General features: G+C 60.6%; 17 protein-coding genes. 2 read left to right on the plus strand and 15 right to left on the minus strand.

Annotated features, from left to right (window positions below):
* Window positions 1-89 precede the first annotated feature (89 nt).
* From sucD to sdhC, 9 genes are all read right to left on the minus strand, one after another.
* Complete coding sequence (sucD, locus tag KHO27_RS13930; RefSeq protein ID WP_004376004.1) at window positions 90-974, minus strand: succinate--CoA ligase subunit alpha; 885 nt, start codon at window positions 972-974, stop codon at window positions 90-92.
* Window positions 974-2,140, minus strand: coding sequence for an ADP-forming succinate--CoA ligase subunit beta (gene sucC / locus KHO27_RS13935; RefSeq protein WP_023629628.1), 1,167 nt, complete (start codon window positions 2,138-2,140; stop codon window positions 974-976). Before sucC ends, sucD begins: the two co-directional genes overlap by 1 nt.
* Window positions 2,141-2,312: 172 nt before the next feature.
* Window positions 2,313-3,749, minus strand: a complete 1,437-nt coding sequence (gene lpdA / locus KHO27_RS13940; RefSeq protein ID WP_214500384.1) for a dihydrolipoyl dehydrogenase — start codon at window positions 3,747-3,749, stop codon at window positions 2,313-2,315.
* Between the two features lie 90 nt (window positions 3,750-3,839).
* Window positions 3,840-5,063: a 2-oxoglutarate dehydrogenase complex dihydrolipoyllysine-residue succinyltransferase gene (odhB, locus tag KHO27_RS13945; protein ID WP_110704457.1), complete on the minus strand. Its 1,224-nt coding sequence runs from the start codon at window positions 5,061-5,063 to the stop codon at window positions 3,840-3,842.
* Window positions 5,064-5,105: 42 nt separating this feature from the next.
* Window positions 5,106-7,937, minus strand: coding sequence for a 2-oxoglutarate dehydrogenase E1 component (locus tag KHO27_RS13950; protein WP_102684706.1), 2,832 nt, complete (start codon window positions 7,935-7,937; stop codon window positions 5,106-5,108).
* Window positions 7,938-8,182: 245 nt separating this feature from the next.
* Window positions 8,183-8,887: a succinate dehydrogenase iron-sulfur subunit gene (locus KHO27_RS13955; RefSeq protein WP_012315348.1), complete on the minus strand. Its 705-nt coding sequence runs from the start codon at window positions 8,885-8,887 to the stop codon at window positions 8,183-8,185.
* Window positions 8,888-8,898: 11 nt separating this feature from the next.
* Window positions 8,899-10,671, minus strand: a complete 1,773-nt coding sequence (gene sdhA / locus KHO27_RS13960) for a succinate dehydrogenase flavoprotein subunit (protein WP_023628895.1) — start codon at window positions 10,669-10,671, stop codon at window positions 8,899-8,901.
* A 3-nt stretch (window positions 10,672-10,674) separates the two neighbouring features.
* On the minus strand, window positions 10,675-11,043 hold the full coding sequence (gene sdhD, locus KHO27_RS13965; RefSeq protein ID WP_023628896.1) for a succinate dehydrogenase, hydrophobic membrane anchor protein: 369 nt from the start codon (window positions 11,041-11,043) through the stop codon (window positions 10,675-10,677).
* Complete coding sequence (sdhC, locus tag KHO27_RS13970; RefSeq protein ID WP_023628897.1) at window positions 11,037-11,423, minus strand: succinate dehydrogenase, cytochrome b556 subunit; 387 nt, start codon at window positions 11,421-11,423, stop codon at window positions 11,037-11,039. The genes sdhD and sdhC overlap by 7 nt, the downstream gene beginning before the upstream one ends.
* A 352-nt stretch (window positions 11,424-11,775) precedes the next feature.
* On the opposite strand from sdhC, the gene gltA reads away from it, so the two are divergent.
* The gene (gene gltA / locus KHO27_RS13975) at window positions 11,776-13,065 is read left to right on the plus strand and encodes a citrate synthase (protein ID WP_046854764.1); all 1,290 of its coding nucleotides are present in this window, start codon (window positions 11,776-11,778) and stop codon (window positions 13,063-13,065) included.
* Window positions 13,066-13,135: 70 nt separating this feature from the next.
* On the opposite strand, the gene KHO27_RS13980 is transcribed toward gltA, so the two are convergent.
* The 6 genes from KHO27_RS13980 to KHO27_RS14005 all read right to left on the minus strand — a co-directional run bounded on the left by KHO27_RS13980 (window position 13,136) and on the right by KHO27_RS14005 (window position 18,062).
* Entirely contained in the window at window positions 13,136-13,741 is a 606-nt protein-coding gene (locus KHO27_RS13980; RefSeq protein WP_110704459.1) for an START domain-containing protein, read from the minus strand.
* Between the two features lie 33 nt (window positions 13,742-13,774).
* Window positions 13,775-14,029, minus strand: a complete 255-nt coding sequence (locus tag KHO27_RS13985) for a YkgJ family cysteine cluster protein (RefSeq protein WP_110704461.1) — start codon at window positions 14,027-14,029, stop codon at window positions 13,775-13,777.
* Between the two features lie 107 nt (window positions 14,030-14,136).
* A complete protein-coding gene (locus KHO27_RS13990) occupies window positions 14,137-14,601 on the minus strand; it encodes a hypothetical protein (RefSeq protein WP_214500385.1) in 465 nt (154 codons plus the stop codon).
* A gap of 62 nt (window positions 14,602-14,663) precedes the next feature.
* A complete protein-coding gene (locus tag KHO27_RS13995; protein WP_038706507.1) occupies window positions 14,664-16,106 on the minus strand; it encodes an aminotransferase-like domain-containing protein in 1,443 nt (480 codons plus the stop codon).
* A gap of 116 nt (window positions 16,107-16,222) precedes the next feature.
* A complete protein-coding gene (locus tag KHO27_RS26265; RefSeq protein ID WP_250888366.1) occupies window positions 16,223-16,378 on the minus strand; it encodes a hypothetical protein in 156 nt (51 codons plus the stop codon).
* A gap of 556 nt (window positions 16,379-16,934) precedes the next feature.
* On the minus strand, window positions 16,935-18,062 hold the full coding sequence (locus KHO27_RS14005) for an IS481 family transposase (protein ID WP_214500386.1): 1,128 nt from the start codon (window positions 18,060-18,062) through the stop codon (window positions 16,935-16,937).
* Between the two features lie 204 nt (window positions 18,063-18,266).
* Between KHO27_RS14005 and KHO27_RS14010 the strand changes: the two genes are divergently transcribed.
* Window positions 18,267-19,445, plus strand: a complete 1,179-nt coding sequence (locus tag KHO27_RS14010) for an integrase core domain-containing protein (protein WP_111533459.1) — start codon at window positions 18,267-18,269, stop codon at window positions 19,443-19,445.
* The last annotated feature ends 370 nt before the right edge of the window (window positions 19,446-19,815 follow it).

Below are 19,815 nucleotides of genomic sequence, written 5' to 3' on the forward strand. Positions count from 1 at the left end.
GTGTACAGCCCAGCTTCCAAGCGATCCCCATCAACGACAAAGGCCACCCGAAGGTGGCCTTTGTGCGCGTGGGGGGTATTGCGTGTTACTTACTTCTTGACTTCCCAGCCAGTCAGCTCGGCCAGGGCCTTGCCGATGTCAGCCAGGGAACGCACGGTTTTCACACCAGCGTCCTGCAGGGCGGCGAACTTCTCGTCCGCAGTACCCTTGCCACCGGAAATGATGGCGCCAGCGTGGCCCATGCGCTTGCCCGCAGGTGCGGTAACACCGGCGATGTAGGAAACGACAGGCTTGGTCACGTTGGCCTTGATGTAGGCCGCGGCTTCTTCTTCAGCGGAACCGCCGATCTCACCGATCATGACGATCGCTTCGGTCTTCGGATCTTCCTGGAACAGCTTCAGGATGTCGATGAAGTTGGAGCCCGGGATCGGGTCACCGCCGATGCCGACGCAGGTCGACTGGCCGAAACCGGCGTCGGTGGTCTGCTTGACAGCTTCGTAGGTCAGGGTGCCGGAACGCGAAACGATACCGACCTTGCCTGGCAGGTGGATGTGACCCGGCATGATGCCGATCTTGCACTCGCCCGGAGTGATCACGCCTGGGCAGTTCGGGCCGATCAGGGTCACGCCCAGCTCGTCACACTTGACCTTGGCGTCCAGCATGTCGAGGGTAGGGATACCCTCGGTGATGCAGACGATCAGCTTGATGCCACCGAAGGCGGCTTCCAGGATCGAGTCCTTGCAGAAAGGAGCCGGTACGTAGATCACCGACGCGTCAGCGCCGGTAGCTTCTACGGCTTCTTTCACGGTGTTGAACACCGGCAGGCCCAGGTGGGTGGTGCCACCCTTGCCCGGGGTGACGCCGCCGACCATCTTGGTGCCGTAGGCGATGGCTTGTTCGGAGTGGAAAGTACCCTGCGAGCCGGTGAAGCCCTGGCAGATGACTTTGGTGTCTTTATTGATCAGGACGCTCATTACTTGCCCTCCGCAGCTTTGACAACTTGTTGAGCAGCGTCGGTCAGGCTGGTTGCCGCAATGATGTTCAAACCGCTTTCTGCCAGTACTTTAGCGCCCAGTTCGGCGTTGTTGCCTTCGAGGCGAACGACGACCGGAACCTTGACGCCGACTTCTTTCACTGCACCGATGATGCCTTCGGCAATCATGTCGCAGCGAACGATGCCGCCGAAGATGTTGACCAGTACGGCCGCGACATTGCTGTCGGACAGGATGATCTTGAACGCTTCGGTAACGCGCTCTTTGGTAGCACCGCCGCCAACGTCGAGGAAGTTGGCAGGCTTGCCGCCGTGCAGGTTGACGATGTCCATGGTACCCATGGCCAGGCCGGCACCGTTGACCATGCAGCCGATGTTGCCTTCGAGGGCAACGTAGTTCAGTTCGAACTTGGCGGCGTGGGCTTCACGGGCGTCGTCCTGCGACGGGTCGTGGAAGGTCTTCAGCTTAGGCTGACGGTACATGGCGTTGGCGTCGATGTTGATCTTGGCATCGAGGCAGTGCAGGTCGCCATCGGCCTTGATCACCAGCGGGTTCACTTCCAGCAGGGCCAGATCGTGATCCTTGAACAGCTTGGCCAGGCCTACGAAGATCTTGGCGAACTGCTGAACTTGCTTGCCTTCCAGGCCCAGCTGGAACGCCAGCTCGCGACCCTGGAACGGCTGAGCGCCGACCAGCGGATCGATGGTGGCCTTGAGGATCTTCTCAGGAGTGTCGTGAGCGACTTTCTCGATGTCCACGCCACCTTCGGTGGAAGCCATGAACACGATGCGGCGGCTCGAACGATCGACTACAGCGCCCAGGTACAGCTCTTTGGCGATGTCAGTGCAGGATTCGACCAGGATCTTGGAAACTGGCTGACCATTGGCGTCGGTCTGGTAGGTAACCAGGTTCTTGCCAAGCCACTGGGCAGCGAACGCCTTGGCGTCTTCCTTGCTGCGAACCAGCTTGACGCCGCCCGCTTTACCGCGACCACCAGCGTGGACCTGGGCTTTTACAACCCACTCGGAACCGCCGATCTTGTCGCAGGCTTCTGCTGCAGCTTCAGGGGTGTCGACTGCGAAACCCTTGGAAACTGGCAGGCCGTATTCAGCGAACAGCTGCTTACCCTGATACTCGTGAAGATTCATGCTTTTTACCGTCTTCGTTAGGTACTGCGCTTCGGCGCTGCGCCATTACTGGCGCCGCACCACCTGTGACCGTTGACCCCGGGTTTTCCCATGTGATCCGGTCCGGCGGACGTTCCGCGGTGAGTCTTGCACGCAAGACCCACGACGGGCAGACCGCCGTGGTTTCTTATAATTAACGCTTCTTACGGTTGGCGACGTGAATGGCACCGCCATTCACCGCCAGCGCTGCTTCATGCAACGCTTCGGACAGGGTCGGATGGCTGAAGACCATCATGCCCAGATCCTCGGCACTGGTGCCGAATTCCATTGCGATCGCGCCCTGCTGTACCAGTTCGGCAGCCGATGGGCCAATCACGTGAACACCCAGGACGCGGTCGGTCTTGGCGTCGGCGATGACCTTGACGAAACCACCGGTATCGTTGGCTGCCATCGCACGGCCGCTGGCCGCGAACGGGAAGGTGCCTACGTTAACCTCAACACCCTCGGCCTTCAAGGCTTGTTCGGTCTTGCCGACCCACGCGATTTCCGGGTGGGTGTAGATGACCGACGGGATCAGGTCGTAGTTCATCTGGGCTTTGTGGCCCTTGATGCGCTCGACGACCATGATGCCCTCTTCCGAGGCCTTGTGCGCCAGCATCATGCCACGCACCACGTCACCGATGGCGAATACGCCCGGAACGCTGGTAGCGCAGTGGTCATCGACGAAGATGTAGCCACGCTCGTCGATGGTCACACCGCTGTCGGCAGCCAGCAGGTCAGTGGTCACCGGACGACGGCCGACCGCGACGATCAGCTTGTCGAAGGTGATCTTCTGCTCGCCTTCGGCGTTGGTGTAGGTGACTTCGACTTCGTTGCCGTTGACTTTCGAGCCGGTGACGCGAGCGCCCAGCTTGATGTCCAGGCCTTGCTTGGTCAGAGTCTTCTGGGCTTCTTTCGACACGGCAGTGTCGGCAGCCATCAGGAAGGTGTCCAGGGCTTCCAGGACGGTGACTTCGGCACCCAGGCGAGCCCAGACCGAGCCCAGTTCCAGGCCGATCACGCCGGCACCGATGACGCCCAGGCGCTTCGGTACAGCCTGGAATTCCAGGGCGCCGGTGGAATCGACGATGACGTTCTGGTCGACCGGAGCCGGTGGAATGTCGATCGGACGCGAGCCGGAAGCCAGGATCACGTTATCGGCTTCGATGACTTCGGTGGTGCCGTCAGCCTTGGTGACTTCGACTTTCTTGCCAGCCAGCAGCTTGCCATGGCCCTGGATCGAAGTGACGCCGTTGGCCTTGAACAGGGTGGCAACACCGCCGGTCAGGTTCTTGACGATGCCGGCCTTGCGGCCAACCATCGCGGCGACGTCCATCTTCACTTCACCCGTGGAGATACCGTGGACGTTGAAGCTCTCTTTGGCTTCCTTGTACTTCCAGGAGCTGTCCAGCAGCGCCTTGGAAGGAATGCAACCTACGTTCAGGCAGGTGCCGCCCAGGGCCAGCTTGCCCTCGGCGTCGGTGTACTTCTCGATACAGGCAGTCTTCAGACCGAGTTGGGCAGCCTTGATGGCGGCAACATAGCCGCCAGGACCTGCACCAATCACCACTACGTCGAATTTCTGGGTCATAAAAGATTCCTTATCAGCTACAAGCTACAAGCCGCGTACCGCACGGCCCCGTCTCTTGAAGAACGGGGCCGGCGGCGCGCAGCTAGTTGATTAGATGTCCAGCAGCAGGCGAGACGGATCTTCCAGCAGGTTCTTGATGGTCACCAGGAAGGTTACCGCTTCCTTGCCGTCGATCAGGCGGTGGTCGTAGGACAGCGCCAGGTACATCATTGGGCGGATCACCACTTGGCCATTGATGGCCATCGGGCGCTGGATGATGTTGTGCATGCCCAGGATCGCGGCCTGCGGCGGGTTGACGATCGGGGTCGACATCATCGAGCCGAAGGTACCACCGTTGGTGATGGTGAAGGTACCGCCAGTCATTTCTTCGATGGCCAGCTTGCCGTCACGGGCCTTCTTGCCGAAGGTAGCGATGCCGTTCTCGATTTCCGCCAGGCTCATCGACTCGGCATTGCGCAGTACCGGTACCACCAGGCCACGGTCGCTGGAAACAGCGACGCCAACGTCTGCATAACCGTGGTAGACGATGTCGTTGCCGTCGATCGAGGCGTTGACCGCCGGGAAGCGCTTCAGCGCCTCGGTGGCGGCCTTGACGAAGAACGACATGAAGCCCAGGCGCACGCCGTTGTGGGTCTTCTCGAACAGGTCCTTGTACTTCGAACGCAGGGCCATGACTTCGGTCATGTCGACTTCGTTGAAGGTGGTCAGCATCGCCATGTTCGACTGGGCTTCGACCAGACGCTCGGCGATCTTGGCGCGCAGGCGGGTCATCGGCACACGCTTCTCGGTACGGTCGCCAGCGGCGACGACGACCGGAGCAGCGGCGGCGGCAGCGGCCGGCTTGGCAGCTGGAGCCGGGGCCGACTTTTTGTTGGCGACGGCGGCGACGACGTCTTCCTTGGTGATGCGACCGCCCTTGCCGGTGCCGGCAACGGTAGCCAGGTCGATACCGTTCTCTTCAGCCAGCTTGCGCGCGGCAGGTGCGGCAACCGGGTCGTCTTCGCCAGCGTCGGCGGCGACAGCAGCGGCTGGAGCGGCAGCGGCCGGGGCGGCAGCTGGAGCAGCGGCGGCAGCGCCGCCTTCCACGATCGAGCCCAGCACTTCGTCGGACAGGACGGTATCGCCCTCGCCCTTGACGATGGCACCCAGCACGCCGTCGGCGGTGGCCAGGACTTCCAGCACGACTTTGTCGGTTTCGATGTCGACGATCAGCTCGTCACGCTTGACGGCGTCGCCCGGCTGCTTGTGCCAGGTGGCAACGGTGCCATCGGCAACCGATTCCGGGAAGGTTGGGGCTTTGATCTCGATAGCCATTATCTGTGTTTCCTTAAATTCGGTTTCAGGTGCGCGAAGGCGTTAGACAGTGAACGCGTCTTGCAGCAGTTTTTCCTGCTGTTCGGCGTGCTTCGATGCGTAACCACAGGCTGGCGCGGCGGACGCGTCGCGGCCGGCGTATTCCAGGACCAGTGCCTTGTTGTGGCGGCCCAGGATACGGCGCATGTGGTGCTGGCTGCTGTACCAGGCGCCCTGGTTCATCGGCTCTTCCTGACACCACACTGCATGCTTGAGGTTGGTGTAAGGCGCCAGGATTTCGACCAGGTCGTCCTCAGGGAACGGATACAGCTGTTCGATACGCACGATGGCGATGTCTTCACGGCCTTCGGCACGGCGTTTTTCCAGCAGGTCGTAGTAGACCTTGCCGCCGCACAGGACCAGGCGTTCGACCTTGGCCGGATCGAGGGTATCGATTTCCGGGATCACGGTCTGGAACGAGCCTTCGGCCAGGTCTTCCAGGGTCGAGATGGCCAGCTTGTGGCGCAGCAGCGACTTCGGCGTCAGCACGACCAACGGCTTGCGCAGCGGGCGGATGACCTGGCGACGCAGCAGGTGGTAGATCTGTGCTGGAGTGGTCGGCACGCACACCTGGATGTTGTGCTCGGCGCACAGCTGCAGGTAACGCTCCAGACGCGCGGAGGAGTGCTCCGGGCCCTGCCCTTCATAACCGTGTGGCAGCAGCATGGTCAGACCGCACAGACGGCCCCACTTGTGCTCGCCGCTGGTGATGAACTGGTCGATCACCACTTGCGCGCCGTTGGCGAAGTCGCCGAACTGGGCTTCCCAGATCACCAGCGCGTTCGGCGTGGTGGTCGAGTAGCCGTATTCGAAAGCCAGTACCGCTTCTTCCGAAAGGAAGGAGTCGTACAGGTCGAAGCGCGGCTGGCCCGGGAACAGGTTCTTCAGCGGAACGTAGGTGCTGGCGTCCTTCTGGTTGTGCAGCACCGCGTGACGGTGCGAGAAGGTGCCACGGCCGATGTCCTGGCCGGTCATGCGGATCGGGTGACCCTCGAACTGCAGGGTGGCGTAGGCCATGGTCTCGGCGTAACCCCAGTTGATCGGCAAGCCGCCGGCTTGCATCTTCTGGCGGTCTTCGTAGATCTTCGCGACCTGACGCTGGACGACGAAGCCCTCTGGCAGCTCCAGCAGCTTGGCCGACAGTTCCTGCAGGGTCTTGAGGTCGAAGCGGGTGTCGTGACGCGCGGTCCAGGCATGGCCCAGGTAGGGGCGCCAGTCGACGAACAGCTCGCGGTTCGGCTCCTTGACCAGGCTCTTGACGACGTGCAGGCCGTTGTCCAGGGCGTTGCGGTACTCGTCGATCTTGGCCTGGGCGCGTTCGGCATCAATGCGGCCGGCACTGATCAGTTGCTCGGCGTACAGCTCACGAGTGGTGCGCTGCTTGCTGATCTGCTGGTACATCAGCGGCTGGGTGCCGTTCGGCTCGTCGGCCTCGTTGTGGCCACGGCGGCGGTAGCAGACCAGGTCGATGACCACGTCACGCTTGAACTGCATGCGGTAATCGATGGCCAGCTGGGTGACGAACATCACCGCTTCCGGATCGTCGCCGTTCACGTGCAGGATCGGTGCCTGGATCATCTTGGCAACGTCGGTGGCGTACTCGGTGGAGCGCGCGTCCAGCGGGTTGCTGATGGTGAAGCCGACCTGGTTGTTGATCACGATGTGCACGGTGCCGCCGGTCTTGAAACCGCGGGTCTGCGACATCTGGAAGGTTTCCATGACCACGCCCTGGCCGGCGAACGCCGCGTCGCCGTGGATCGAGATCGGCAGGACCTTGTCGCCAACGCTGTCGTTGCGGCGATCCTGGCGGGCGCGAACCGAACCTTCAACCACTGGCGAGACGATTTCCAGGTGGGAGGGGTTGAACGCCATGGCCAGGTGAACTTCGCCACCGGGGGTCATCACGTTGGAGGAGAAGCCCTGGTGATACTTCACGTCACCGGAGCCCAGCTCGTTCATCTTCTTGCCTTCGAACTCGTCGAACAGCTCGCGCGGGTTCTTGCCGAAGGTGTTGACGAGCACGTTCAGGCGGCCACGGTGGGCCATGCCGATCACGACTTCCTTGGTACCGTAGGAACCGGAGCGCTGGATCATTTCGTCCAGCATCGGGATCAGGCTCTCGCCGCCTTCCAGGCCGAAGCGCTTGGTGCCCGGGTACTTGGTGCCCAGGTACTTCTCCAGGCCCTCACCGGCCGTGACGCGCTCGAGCAGGTGCGCCTGCACATCGGCGGAGAACTCCGGACGGCCACGCACGCTTTCCAGGCGCTGCTGGAACCAGCTGCGCTGCTCGGAATCGACGATGTGGGTGAATTCGGCACCAATGGTGCGACAATATGTCTTCTCGAGCGCCTCGAAGATTTCGCGTAGGCTCGCTTCCTCTTTGCCGATGAACAGGTCGCCGGCACGGAAGGTCGTATCAAGATCGGCATTGGTCAAGCCGTAATGATTGATCGACAGGTCTACGGGCGCAGGACGCTGCCACAACCCCAACGGGTCGAGCTTGGCAGCCTGATGGCCGCGCATACGATAGGCCTGGATCAGTCGCAGCACTTCAACCTGCTTCTTCTCGTGCTCTGTGCTCACGCTCCCGGCGGAAACCGGTTGGGCGCGGCGCTGGTTCTTTGCCAGCAATACGAAATGGTCGCGGATCGTCGAGTGCGATACATCGGTAGCGGTGCTGCCGTCGGCGGGCAACTTCTGGAAGTAGGTGCGCCACTCTTCTGGCACAGCGTTAGGGTCGTGCAGGTAGAGCTCATAAAGCTCTTCCACATATGCAGCGTTACCACCTGAAAGGTGGGCGCTTTCCCACATGCGCTGCATCACGCTTTCTTGCATGCTTGGTCACCCTCGGTTAGGGGACTGATCGGCGAGAGCCACAGCAAACCTGGAAAAGTCCGAACACAGCGACTGAACCACGCCACCTGGATCCTGCTGATTTTCCGGGTACCAGCCCGGAAGCCCCTGCTGGTCTCATATCTTCATAGGTAATGAGCGCGGGCTTTGTGGGCCCTTGCCCGGGTTTTACCTCAGTGCGGGCTCACCACCCGCACCTCGGCTTACTGCAGGTACAACGTTTTGAATCAGGTGCCGCTCTGCAGCAGCATGTTACGTACGTGGCCGATAGCCTTGGTCGGGTTCAGACCCTTCGGGCAAACGTTCACGCAGTTCATGATCCCGCGGCAGCGGAATACGCTGAACGGGTCATCCAGGGACGCCAGGCGCTCCTGAGTCTTGGTGTCACGGCTGTCGGCCAGGAAGCGATAGGCCTGCAGCAGTGCGGCGGGGCCCAGGAACTTGTCCGGGTTCCACCAGAACGATGGGCAGGAGGTCGAGCAGCAAGCGCACAGGATGCACTCGTACAGACCGTCCAGCTTGTCGCGGTCTTCCGGCGACTGCAGACGCTCGATGGCCGGGGCCGGCGTGTCGTTCTGCAGGAACGGCTTCACCTTCTCGTACTGCTTGTAGAAGATGCTCATATCGACCACGAGGTCACGAATGACCGGCAGGCCAGGCAGCGGGCGCAGCACCAGCTTGTTGCCCTTGACCACGCCCGACAGAGGGGTGATGCAGGCCAGGCCGTTCTTGCCGTTCATGTTCATGCCATCGGAACCGCACACGCCTTCACGGCAGGAGCGACGGTACGAGAAGCCCTCGTCCTTTTCCTTGATCAGTGCCAGCACGTCCAGAACCATCAGGTCCTTGCCGCCGGTATCGACGTCGAACGACTCCATCTTGGGCGCCGAGTCGGTGTCGGGGTTGTAGCGATAAACTTCGACTTTCAACATAGCAGCCACCCTTAGTAAGTCCGGACTTTTGGTTCGAAGGCAGGAACTGTCTTCGGCGCAAAGTTGACGCCGCGCTTGGCAACGCGCTTCTCACCCGGGTAGTACAGGGTGTGGCACAGCCAGTTCTCGTCGTCACGGTCTTCGAAGTCTTCACGGGCGTGTGCGCCGCGGGACTCTTTACGGGCTTCGGCCGCGATGGCGGTAGCTTCGGCGACTTCCAGCAGGTTCTGCAGCTCCAGCGCTTCGATACGCGCGGTGTTGAAGGCCTGGGACTTGTCGTTGATCTTGACGTTGGCGATGCGGTCTCGCAGGCCAGCCAGCTGCTCGATACCCTTCTGCATGTATTCGCCGGTACGGAATACACCGAAGTAGTTCTGCATGCAGCTCTGCAGCTCGCGCTTCAGGCTTGCCACGTCTTCGCCGCTGGTACGCTCGTTGAGCTTGTTCAGGCGGTTCAGGGCAACATCGACGTCGGTGTCGCTGGCATCGCGGTACTCGACGCCTTCGGTCAGCGCCTTTTCCAGGTGCAGGCCGGCGGCACGGCCGAATACAACCAGGTCGAGCAGCGAGTTGCCGCCCAGGCGGTTGGCGCCATGGACCGACACACAGGCCACTTCACCCACGGCGAACAGACCCGGGATGATGTGGTCCTTGCCTTCGGCGTCCATGGTGATGGCCTGGCCATGAATGTTGGTGGCAACGCCGCCCATCATGTAATGGCAGGTCGGCACGACCGGAACCGGGGCGACCACCGGGTCGACGTGGGCGAAGGTCTTGGACAGCTCGCAGATACCTGGCAGGCGGCTGTGCAGCACTTCCTCGCCCAGGTGATCCAGCTTCAGCAGCACGTGGTCCTTGTTCGGGCCCACGCCGTTACCGGCGATGATTTCCTTGACCATGGAGCGGGCGACCACGTCGCGGCCGGCCAGGTCTTTCGCGTTCGGCGCGTAACGCTCCATGAAGCGCTCGCCGTGGGCGTTGATCAGGTAGCCACCTTCACCGCGGCAACCTTCGGTGACCAGTACACCGGCGCCGGCGATGCCGGTCGGGTGGAACTGCCACATCTCGATATCCTGCACCGGCACGCCGGCACGCAGGGCCATGCCGATACCGTCACCGGTATTGATCAGGGCGTTGGTGGTGGAGGCGTAGATACGGCCAGCACCGCCAGTCGCCAGCACGGTGGCCTTGGACTTGATGTACATGGTTTCGCCGGTTTCGATGCAGATCGCGATCACACCGACGAACGCGCCGTCCTGGTTCTTCACCAGGTCAACGGCGTAGTACTCGTTGAGGAAGGTGGTGCCTGCCTTCAGGTTGCCCTGGTACAGGGTGTGCAGCAGCGCGTGACCGGTACGGTCGGAGGCTGCGCAGGTACGGGCAGCCTGGCCGCCCTTGCCGAAGTCCTTGGACTGGCCACCGAACGGACGCTGGTAGATACGACCGGTTTCGGTACGCGAGAACGGCAGGCCCATGTGGTCCAGCTCGAAGACCGCGGCAGGGCCTTCCTGGCACATGTATTCGATAGCGTCCTGGTCACCGATGTAGTCGGAACCCTTGACGGTATCGTACATGTGCCAGCGCCAGTCGTCGTTCGGGTCGGCCGAAGCGATGGCGCAGGTAATGCCGCCCTGGGCGGAAACGGTATGCGAACGGGTCGGGAACACCTTGGTGACTACAGCGGTCTTGTGGCCGCCTTGAGCCAGTTGCAGTGCTGCGCGCATGCCCGCGCCGCCGCCACCGATGATGATGGCGTCGAAGGAAATGGTTGGAATGTTAGCCATGAATCAGATACCCCAGAGAATCTGCACACCCCAGACGAAGTAAGCGAACATCGCAACGCCGCATACCGCCTGGAACAGGAAACGAATCGCAGTCGCCGACTTGCCGAACGCCATCGGCGTCAGGTAGTCGGTGGCAATGGTCCACATGCCGACCCAGGCGTGGGCGCCCAGGGCAACGAGGGCCAGCAGACTGAAGATGCGCATCGCATTGTTGGTGAACAGAGCGTGCCACTGGGCGTAGTCGATGCCCGGGTGGGCGGCGAGGTAGCCGATCAGGAAAATGAAATAAGCCGCGAGAACGACCGCCGAGACGCGCTGCGCCATCCAGTCGTAGAGGCCCGAACGCGACAGGTTCGTGACGTTAGTTACCATACCCAAACTCCTGCCAGAACGATCAGCACCACGGAGATGACGATCACGATTTTCGAGCCCAGCTTGCCGCCTTCCAGCGTCTCACCGACACCCATGTCCATGATCAGGTGGCGCACACCTGCCACGAGGTGGTACAGCAGGCCGGACAGCAGGCCCCAGGTCACCAGTTTGGCCAGCGGACTGGTCAGACACGCCTTCACCTCGGCAAAGCCTTCCTCCGAACCCAGCGACTTGCCCAGTGCGTACAGCATGATGGCAAGGCCGAGGAAGAGGATGACGCCGGAAATACGGTGAAGAATGGACGTGTACGCGGTGATCGGGAGTTTGATGGTCCTTAGGTCTAGGTTTACAGGTCGTTGGCTTTTCACGGCTTTTTTCACACTGAAGAGCCCCTAGCTAACAGGGCAAAGTTGTTGGTAAGTGTACTGGTCAGGTACCCACCACCCAGGAGAGCGACGACACCCAGCAGGGCGGGCTTGAAAGCCCCTGGGAGTCGGCTGCCGAGTATAGACAGTTAGGCTGCTTATGACAACGTGAGGGGCTAGCCCAAATAGCGCATTGCCTTTAAGGGACAAAAGGCGTAAACGGGCGAGAATTTCGTGAAAAATCAGGCCTCAGAGGGCGTTTCAACCAGCCTTTAGGCAAATTGACATTCGAATTTATCCCTCTATAGTGGTGCGGGCCCTGCGTGGGGGGTCTGTCTGATGATTTCAAGCATTAATAGGAGGCCACATGGCTGACAAAAAAGCGCAGTTGATCATCGAGGGCGCTGCCCCCGTCGAGCTGCCCATTTTAACCGGCACCGTTGGTCCCGATGTTATCGACGTCCGCGGGTTGGGGGCATCAGGCCACTTCACCTTCGACCCTGGTTTCATGGCGACCGCCTCGTGCGAGTCGAAGATCACCTACATCGATGGCGACAAGGGCGTGCTGCTGCACCGCGGCTACCCGATCGAACAGCTCGCCGAACAGTCGGACTACCTCGAGACCTGCTACCTGCTGCTCAACGGCGAACTGCCGAATGCCGAGCAGAAGGCCCAGTTCGTCAGCACCGTGAAGAACCACACCATGGTTCACGAGCAGCTGAAGTCGTTCTTCAACGGCTTCCGCCGCGACGCCCACCCCATGGCAGTGATGTGCGGCGTGGTCGGCGCCCTGTCGGCGTTCTATCACGACTCGCTGGACATCAATAACCCGCAGCACCGCGAAATCTCCGCGGTACGCCTGGTCGCGAAAATGCCGACCCTGGCCGCGATGGTCTACAAGTACTCCATGGGCCAACCCATGATGTACCCGCGCAATGACCTGTCGTACGCGGAAAACTTCCTGCACATGATGTTCAACACCCCGTGCGAGATCAAACCGATCAGCCCGGTGCTGGCCAAGGCGATGGACCGGATCTTCATCCTCCACGCCGACCACGAGCAGAACGCCTCCACCTCCACCGTACGCCTGGCGGGCTCCTCGGGCGCCAACCCGTTCGCCTGTATCGCCGCCGGCATCGCCGCACTGTGGGGCCCGGCCCACGGCGGTGCGAACGAAGCCGTACTGACCATGCTCGATGAAATCGGCGATGTCTCGAACATCGACAAGTTTATCGCCAAGGCCAAGGACAAGAACGATCCGTTCAAGCTCATGGGCTTCGGTCACCGCGTGTACAAGAACCGCGACCCGCGCGCCACCGTGATGAAGAAGACCTGCGACGAAGTGCTCAGCGAGCTGGGCATCAAGAACGACCCGCAGCTGGAACTGGCCATGCGCCTGGAAGAGATCGCCCTGACCGATCCGTACTTCGTCGAGCGCTCGCTGTACCCGAACGTCGACTTCTACTCGGGCATCATCCTCAAGGCCATCGGTATTCCGACCAGCATGTTCACCGTGATCTTCGCCCTGGCACGTACCGTCGGCTGGATCTCGCACTGGAAGGAAATGCTCTCCAGCCCATACAAGATCGGCCGCCCACGCCAGCTGTACACCGGCTACGAGCAGCGTGACATCGTCGAGCTGAAAGACCGCAAGTAAGCCCTGTCGGCCGAACGCAAAAAAGGCTGCCCTCGGGCAGCCTTTCTTGTTTCTGCGCTACCGGCGCCGATCACTGCTTCTCGGCACGCTCCTTCAACCCCTTCAGGGTATTGAACGGTGCATCCACCACGAACTTGTTGGCCAGCCAGGACGGCACGCTGCCACCTGGCTCGGTGTGCACCTGGTAGGTCACCTCGGTGCTGTCACCCTTGGGCACCAGCTTCCAGTAGCCCTCCACCTGGGCGACACGCACGAAGCCCTTTTCCTCCGGCAGATACTTTGGCTGCTCCTCAAGCTTGCGGGTCAGGCTGCCATCAGCCTCCTGGACAGTGGTCACATGCAGGACGGAATCGCGTGGCGTCACCGGCCATGGTGTATTGAACTGGGTGTAGGTCCAGCTCTGGTCGCCCTCGCTCTTGAGCAGTTTCTGCGACTTGCACTCGTGGATCCAGGCGCAGGCCCCCGCCACGTCCTCCTGCAACGCCTTGACCTTGGCCAGCGGCGCCTTGATCACGGTCACGCCACGGTAGGCCTTGTACTTGGAACCGGCCACCTCGCTGAGGGATACCTTGATCCCCTCCTCGTCCTTGGCCACCTGCCAGTTCTCAGCCCAAGCCGTCGGTGCCAGCACGACACCCATGCCACACAGCAGTGCAATACGCTTGATCGATCTCATCATCTTGTTCCTTGTTGTCGAGGATCCAACCTGTCACGCCGCCGTCATCTGCTCCAGCCACCCGATGATGCGGATAGCCTCGTCACGATCGTTGCCACAGATGTCCGCTTCCGCCTTGAAGCCGCCACACACTTTGGGCCGCTCGGGCTTGCCGAACAGCGCACAGAGGTTTTCGACATTCAGGTGCAGGCAGCGTTCGCCGGCCGGCTTGCCCTGCGGCATGCCGGGGATAGGTGAACTGATGGACGGGGCGATGCAGCAGGCACCGCAGCCCTCGCGGCATTTCATGACAACAGGACTCCCAGGAGCAAAACGGGACGAACGTCCCTGGATACTAACCGCTCAAACGTATGTTTGAAATTGCCGAGCGAATGAAAAAGACGGTGACCCGGCAGTCAGTTGCGGAATTCGAAATCGATCGCCGCGCCGTCGACGTCGCGCCGGCTGTCGTTGCGCAACTGCAGCTGCATTTCGTTGCTGATCAGCCGGCCGTTGAGCTGGAACGGGCTGCTGTCGGATTCCGGCTTGGTGGGGAACATCGACGGCAGCAGAGGTTTGCGCACCACCGGCCCGTCACCCAGGTCCGGCTCGAGGTGCCTGACCATTTCACTCGGCAGGCTCAGGTCGATCTTCGGCTTGGGTAGCGATTTGGCGACAGACTTGCTGACAGGTTTGGCCTTCACCTTGGACTTGGCCTTTGGTTTGGCCTTGGGCTTGGCTGTCGGTTTGGCTGCAGCCTTGGCCGGCGACTTGTGCACCCCCTGCGCCTTGGTTGCAGGCTCGGCAGCCTGCACCGCTCCGGCCGGCAGCCAGGGCAACGCGAAACACAGGGCAATGACAAGAGGACGAAACAGGTTCATGGGTACCGGGAGCGTAAGCTGCAAAACGCGTATGCTCCCTGTTCCCCGCTCATCTGACAAGCCTACAAAAGTGAACCAGTCGGCTCGCGGCACAATTGCTGGGCCAGCAGCCCCAGGGTCATCACCGCGCGCTCCGCCTCGCGGTTCCAGGGAATGCCGCAATTAAGCCGGATACAGTGGTTGAACTGCTCCGTATTACTGAAGATCAGCCCCGGCGCGATGCTGATCCCCTGCTCCAGCGCCCGCACATGCAGCTCCTGGGTATTGACCCGCCCCGGCAGGCTGACCCAAAGAATGAAGCCGCCGGTGGGCCGGGTCATCTGCGTGCCTTCCGGGAAGTGCTGCTGCACCGCCAGCTGGTAGGCACTGAGGTTCTTGCGATACTCCTGGCGAATGTAGCGCAGATGGCGATCGTAGCCGCCGTTCTCCAGGTAGGCGGCCACCGCCATCTGCGTGACACTGCAGGCCGAGTGCGTAGTGAAGGTCTGCAGGCGCTGGATCTCGTCCTGGTAGCGCCCGGCGATCATCCAGCCGACCCGCACCCCTGGCGACAGGGTCTTGGAGAAGCTCGAGCAGTAGATCACCCGGTCGAGGCGATCGAACGCCTTGAGCGCCTTGGTGCGCCCCTGCTCGAACATCAGCTCACCGTAGATATCATCCTCGACGATCTGTATGTCGAAGTCCGAGGCCAGGCGCAGCAACTGCTTCTGCCGCTCCTCGGGGATGGTGCCGCCCAAGGGATTGCTCAAGCGCGCCGTCAGTACCAGCGCCTTGATCGACCACTGGTTGGCTGCCAGTTGCAGGGCTTCCAGGCTGATACCGGTAGACGGGTCGCTGGGAATCTCGATGACCTTGAGCCCCAGCAGGTCGGCCAGCTGCAGCAGGCCATAGTAAGTGGGCGACTCGGCCGCGATCAGGTCGCCCGGTCGGGTCAGCACCCGCAGCGCCATCTGCAGGGCATCGACGCAGCCGTGGGTCACCACCACCTCACGCGGATCGACCAGCACGCCGGCATCACGCATGCGAATGGCGATCTGCCGGCGCAGCGGTTCGAAACCCGGGCTGAACATGTAGCTGAAGGCACGCGGACTGTGGAAGCGCGTCACCTTGGCCAATTGCTGGTGCAGGGCACGCACGGGCAGGTAGTCCACATGCGGCACCGCGGCGCCGAACGGGAAAACCCCATCGCGCCGCGCCTCGACCAGCACCTGCTGGATGATGCTTGCCCGGGTGACCAGGCCCGGACGCTCGACCCGCGCGATATCCGGGGTCTGCGCCGTCAACGCCGGGGTCTGGTGGACGTAGTAGCCGGACTGCGGCCGGGCACGGATCAGGCCCTGGTCCTCGAGATTGGCGTACGCCTGCAGCACGGTGGCATGGCTGACATTGAGCTGCGCGCTCATCTTGCGCACCGACGGCACCCGCTCCCCCGGCTGGTAGACACCCCGGCGGATGTCATCGGCCAGTTGCTGGGCAATGCGCTGGTACAGCAGCAGGTTGGTCATGGCGTGTTCTCGAAGCGCTGACGGGTCATTGTTCTTGTGTGGCTCACTGCGGGGCCAGAATACCGTAACAGTTACGAAGTGTACTGGGACAGATCGGAGAATAGCCAACAATACAGTTACGTGACAGAGAAGTGATAGCCGACCACGTCGGCGCGCCGACGAACGCTCAAATTACCTTTGATACTGCCGTTGCCGTTGCCGTTGCCGTTGCCGTTGCCGTTGCCGTTGCCGTTGCCGTTGCCGTTGCCGTTGCCGTTGCCGTTGCCGATCAAGAGTCTAGCGCCCTACCCAGCTAGCGACAGCTGCGTCATCCCAGGCGCCGCCCGTAACTTCGCGACTTCAGGAGGCCGAACGCAGGACTTGCGGAGGGAGGTGACGGGCATGGATGCCCGTCAAGCGCTGCGCCCCAGGATGGGGCGTTCAGCGCGGTCCTCCCGGGAGCAAGGCCGGAGTGAGGGGACCCGGAGCGAAGCGTAGGGCCGGATGAATGGAGCGCAGCGTTTTTTGGTTACTTTTTGTCGCGTTTGACAAAAAGTGACTCGCCGGGTGGCGAAAGGGTGAATATGCGTCATTATAGCAAATGAATGCGCTTACAACTGTAAAAACCCACGCCAATCGCATTTGACTTTGACTTTGACTTTGACTTTGACTTTGACTTTGACTTTGACTTTGACTTTGACTTACACAGCGTATGTTTTAAAAGCTATATACGCATTCATTTACGATGGTGACGCTTAATCACCTTTCCGCCCTTACGGCGGGTCCCTTTTTGAAGCATGTATGGACTTGAGACATCGCTGACACATGTGCGGGGACATGGTGGACACATTATCGCTTACCGTCGGGGTTGTTGAAGTCGATGGTTCGCAGCTTGTGTTGGCAGAAGTAAACATCAAAATGGTCGGGCCCTTGATCGCTGCGGCGGAGCGCCAATACATAGCCTGCTAGCGCCTTCGCTATCCGAAATGAGCGCTTCTTGAAGCGAAACTGACTGCTGTAGGGTTTCACCAGAATATCGTCGGGACCGTATTCAACGGTCGGTAGACGGCTTGGGAAGGCCCGCCTGCTCATCTGGTAGCGATCTGCCGGCACTTTGTAGCCCAGCTGTTGATGAGGACGCTTGTAGTTGTAAATGCCCCGCCAGAGGTCGAAAGCTTCCTGCGCTTCTCGCAGATCCCGGAAGCTGCGCCCTGTCAGTACCTCGGCCTTGAGCGTCCGATGGAATCGCTCATCCTTGCCATTGGTTTGTGGGTGCCCTGGTCTGCTGAAAGTCAGTCGAATTCCTAGTCGAACCAACCAGATACCTAGCGGTGTGAGTTCTCCAGGATTTCTTGGTGCTCCCCAGGGCGAGCCATTATCCGCGTTGATCTGCACAGGCAGTCCATACCGGCTGAACAGATCGGTCAGGTGCTCCATGACCAACTCTGTGCGCTGATGTGCGCAGGCCTGTATCACAAGGTTGAAGCGAGAGTGGTCATCAATCAGCGTCAGCGGATAACAAGGTCCCTGAGCCGTTTGGAAGAAGCCTTTAAAATCGATCTGCCACAGATCATTCGGGGCTTCGCGCTCAAAGCGTGTCCATGGTTTAGCGGCCTCGGATGCCTCTGCGGTGATCAATCCATGCCGATGCAGGACATTGGTTACGGTGCTGGCACAGATTCGCTGATCAAGCAGGTGACTGATCTTTCGGCCACCCCACGTAGAGTGCTCCTTACGGATGGCAATCACTTCCTCTTCTAGCCCAGGCTGAGTCTTGCGAGGGCTGGCGGCCGGCTTTCGAGAGCGCTCCTGCAAGCCGGGCAGGCCGTCCTGTCGAAATCGATTGAGCCATTTGTAACCCGTCTGAGGGCTAATGCCGAACCGGCGGCATAGCTCCCTCATATTAGCGTCCGGGTGATTGGCCAGGTTAACGAACTCTTCTCTCAAGCTCATGGCATCTCTCGCGTTCCAAGGCATGGTCGTATTCCCGGCAGATTGCTTGCCGAAAAGTGTCAACCATGTCTCCGTACACGTGTCCACCATGTGTCCGGTCCATACAGAAGCATCAAAAAGGAACCAAAAAATGCTCGCTGGTATGACTCACCCACATGGGTTACAAATCAGTTCACGCACATAGGTAACAGTCTTTAACTGGCAGGGTCGGTTTTCGAGGATCTGACCATGCCTTGGCGAGAGCTGAAACCTATGGACCTTAAAATGCTTTTCATCGCGGATTACCTGCAGGGGCCGCCCAGCTTCAGTGCCCTGTGCCAGGCCTACGAGATCAGCCGAAAGACCGGCTACAAATGGGTCGAGCGATATGAGAAAGAGGGGCCTTCGGGGCTGGAAGAACGCAGCCGCCGCCGGTTGAACCAGGATTGGGTCGTACCCGCCGCAGTTCGCGAAGCCATCATCGAATTGCGCAGTCGAGGCGAAACGGAACCGGGGCCGAAAAAGATCCAGGCTGCGCTGCAGGAGCGTTTTCCTGATCAGGCGCCGCCCTCGAAGACAGCGATCTACAACATCCTCAAGAAAGCCGAATTGGTCAAACCACGCCGCTTACGTCAGCGTGTAGCGGTCTATCCCAAGCCACTGGAGAAGGCCGAGTCGCCTAACCAGCTGTTCAGTGCGGACTACAAAGGTCAATTTCTGACAGGTGCAGGCGTCTGGTGCTATCCGCTGACGATCATGGATCACGCCAGTCGTTTCCTCCTCGCCTGCCACAGCATGCCCAATACCAACCTGCTGGAAACCCAGGCCGTTTTCACCCAAGTGTTCCGAGAGAATGGCTTGCCTGAGCGGATTCGTACCGATAACGGTGTGCCGTTTGCCAGTAAGGGGCGTGCGGGACTTTCTCAGCTGTCGATCTGGTGGCTGCGTCTAGGCATCATTCCCGAGCGCATTGCGCCTGGTCGGCCTGAACAGAATGGCCGCCACGAGCGCATGCATCGAACGCTCAAAAGCACGCTCCCATCGCCGCCGGCAGTGGCCTGGGAGGCTCAACAACGGCACTTTGATCGCTTTCGGCAGCACTACAATCACGAGCGCTTGCATGAAGCGCTGAAGCAGAAAACACCGGCGTCTTGCTACCAGCCATCTCCACGGCCATTCCCTGAAAAGCTCCCCGAAATGACCTATCCCAGTCATATCGAGAGCTTGCCGGCTGATAGCTCCGGCATCATCAATCGCCGGGGCTTGAGGATCTACGTAGGTTATGTGCTCAAGCACCAGACCATTGGACTGGAGCAGGTTGGGGATGGCGTCTGGGATGTTATTTTCGGTCCCATCATCCTTGGCAGGGTCGATGTGCGGGATGCCACTGATGGTTATGTAACGCTCAAGGTGTTGTCACCTATGTGAGTGAACTTTTGTGTAACCCATGTGGGTGATCCGTACACGCTCCATTCATCCGGCCCCTACGCTTCGCTCCGGGGTCCCCTCACTCCGGCCTTGCTCCCGGGAGGACCGCGCTGAACGCCCCATCCTGGGGCGCAGCGCTTGACGGGCATCCATGCCCGTCACCTCCCTCCGCAAGTCCTACGTTCGGCCTCCTGAAGTCGCAATTTGTGTCGCCTGAACTATCGCGCACTTAGAAGCAAAAGCAGAGCAAGAGCAAGAGCAAGAGCAAAACCTGGAAATTTATCGATTGAAAATAACACAATACACCGACGCACCGAAATATAACCTGAATTCGCATACAACTTCAAACCAACACCAAATACTATTCACC

This window comes from Pseudomonas sp. RC3H12 (genome assembly GCF_018596375.1).
In the GTDB taxonomy this organism is placed as follows: Bacteria; Pseudomonadota; Gammaproteobacteria; order Pseudomonadales; family Pseudomonadaceae; genus Aquipseudomonas.

Coding starts and splice junctions, on each gene's coding strand:
- sdhD (WP_023628896.1), bottom strand. CDS start 11,043: ATGGTAACTAACGTCACGAACCTGTCGCGTTCGGGCCTCTACGACTGG.
- KHO27_RS13990 (WP_214500385.1), bottom strand. CDS start 14,601: ATGAACCTGTTTCGTCCTCTTGTCATTGCCCTGTGTTTCGCGTTGCCC.
- sucC (WP_023629628.1), bottom strand. CDS start 2,140: ATGAATCTTCACGAGTATCAGGGTAAGCAGCTGTTCGCTGAATACGGC.
- gltA (WP_046854764.1), top strand. CDS start 11,776: ATGGCTGACAAAAAAGCGCAGTTGATCATCGAGGGCGCTGCCCCCGTC.
- KHO27_RS13980 (WP_110704459.1), bottom strand. CDS start 13,741: ATGAGATCGATCAAGCGTATTGCACTGCTGTGTGGCATGGGTGTCGTG.
- KHO27_RS13955 (WP_012315348.1), bottom strand. CDS start 8,887: ATGTTGAAAGTCGAAGTTTATCGCTACAACCCCGACACCGACTCGGCG.
- odhB (WP_110704457.1), bottom strand. CDS start 5,063: ATGGCTATCGAGATCAAAGCCCCAACCTTCCCGGAATCGGTTGCCGAT.
- lpdA (WP_214500384.1), bottom strand. CDS start 3,749: ATGACCCAGAAATTCGACGTAGTGGTGATTGGTGCAGGTCCTGGCGGC.
- KHO27_RS13985 (WP_110704461.1), bottom strand. CDS start 14,029: ATGAAATGCCGCGAGGGCTGCGGTGCCTGCTGCATCGCCCCGTCCATC.
- KHO27_RS14010 (WP_111533459.1), top strand. CDS start 18,267: ATGCCTTGGCGAGAGCTGAAACCTATGGACCTTAAAATGCTTTTCATC.
- KHO27_RS14005 (WP_214500386.1), bottom strand. CDS start 18,062: ATGCCTTGGAACGCGAGAGATGCCATGAGCTTGAGAGAAGAGTTCGTT.
- KHO27_RS13950 (WP_102684706.1), bottom strand. CDS start 7,937: ATGCAAGAAAGCGTGATGCAGCGCATGTGGGAAAGCGCCCACCTTTCA.
- KHO27_RS13995 (WP_038706507.1), bottom strand. CDS start 16,106: ATGACCAACCTGCTGCTGTACCAGCGCATTGCCCAGCAACTGGCCGAT.
- sdhA (WP_023628895.1), bottom strand. CDS start 10,671: ATGGCTAACATTCCAACCATTTCCTTCGACGCCATCATCATCGGTGGC.
- sucD (WP_004376004.1), bottom strand. CDS start 974: ATGAGCGTCCTGATCAATAAAGACACCAAAGTCATCTGCCAGGGCTTC.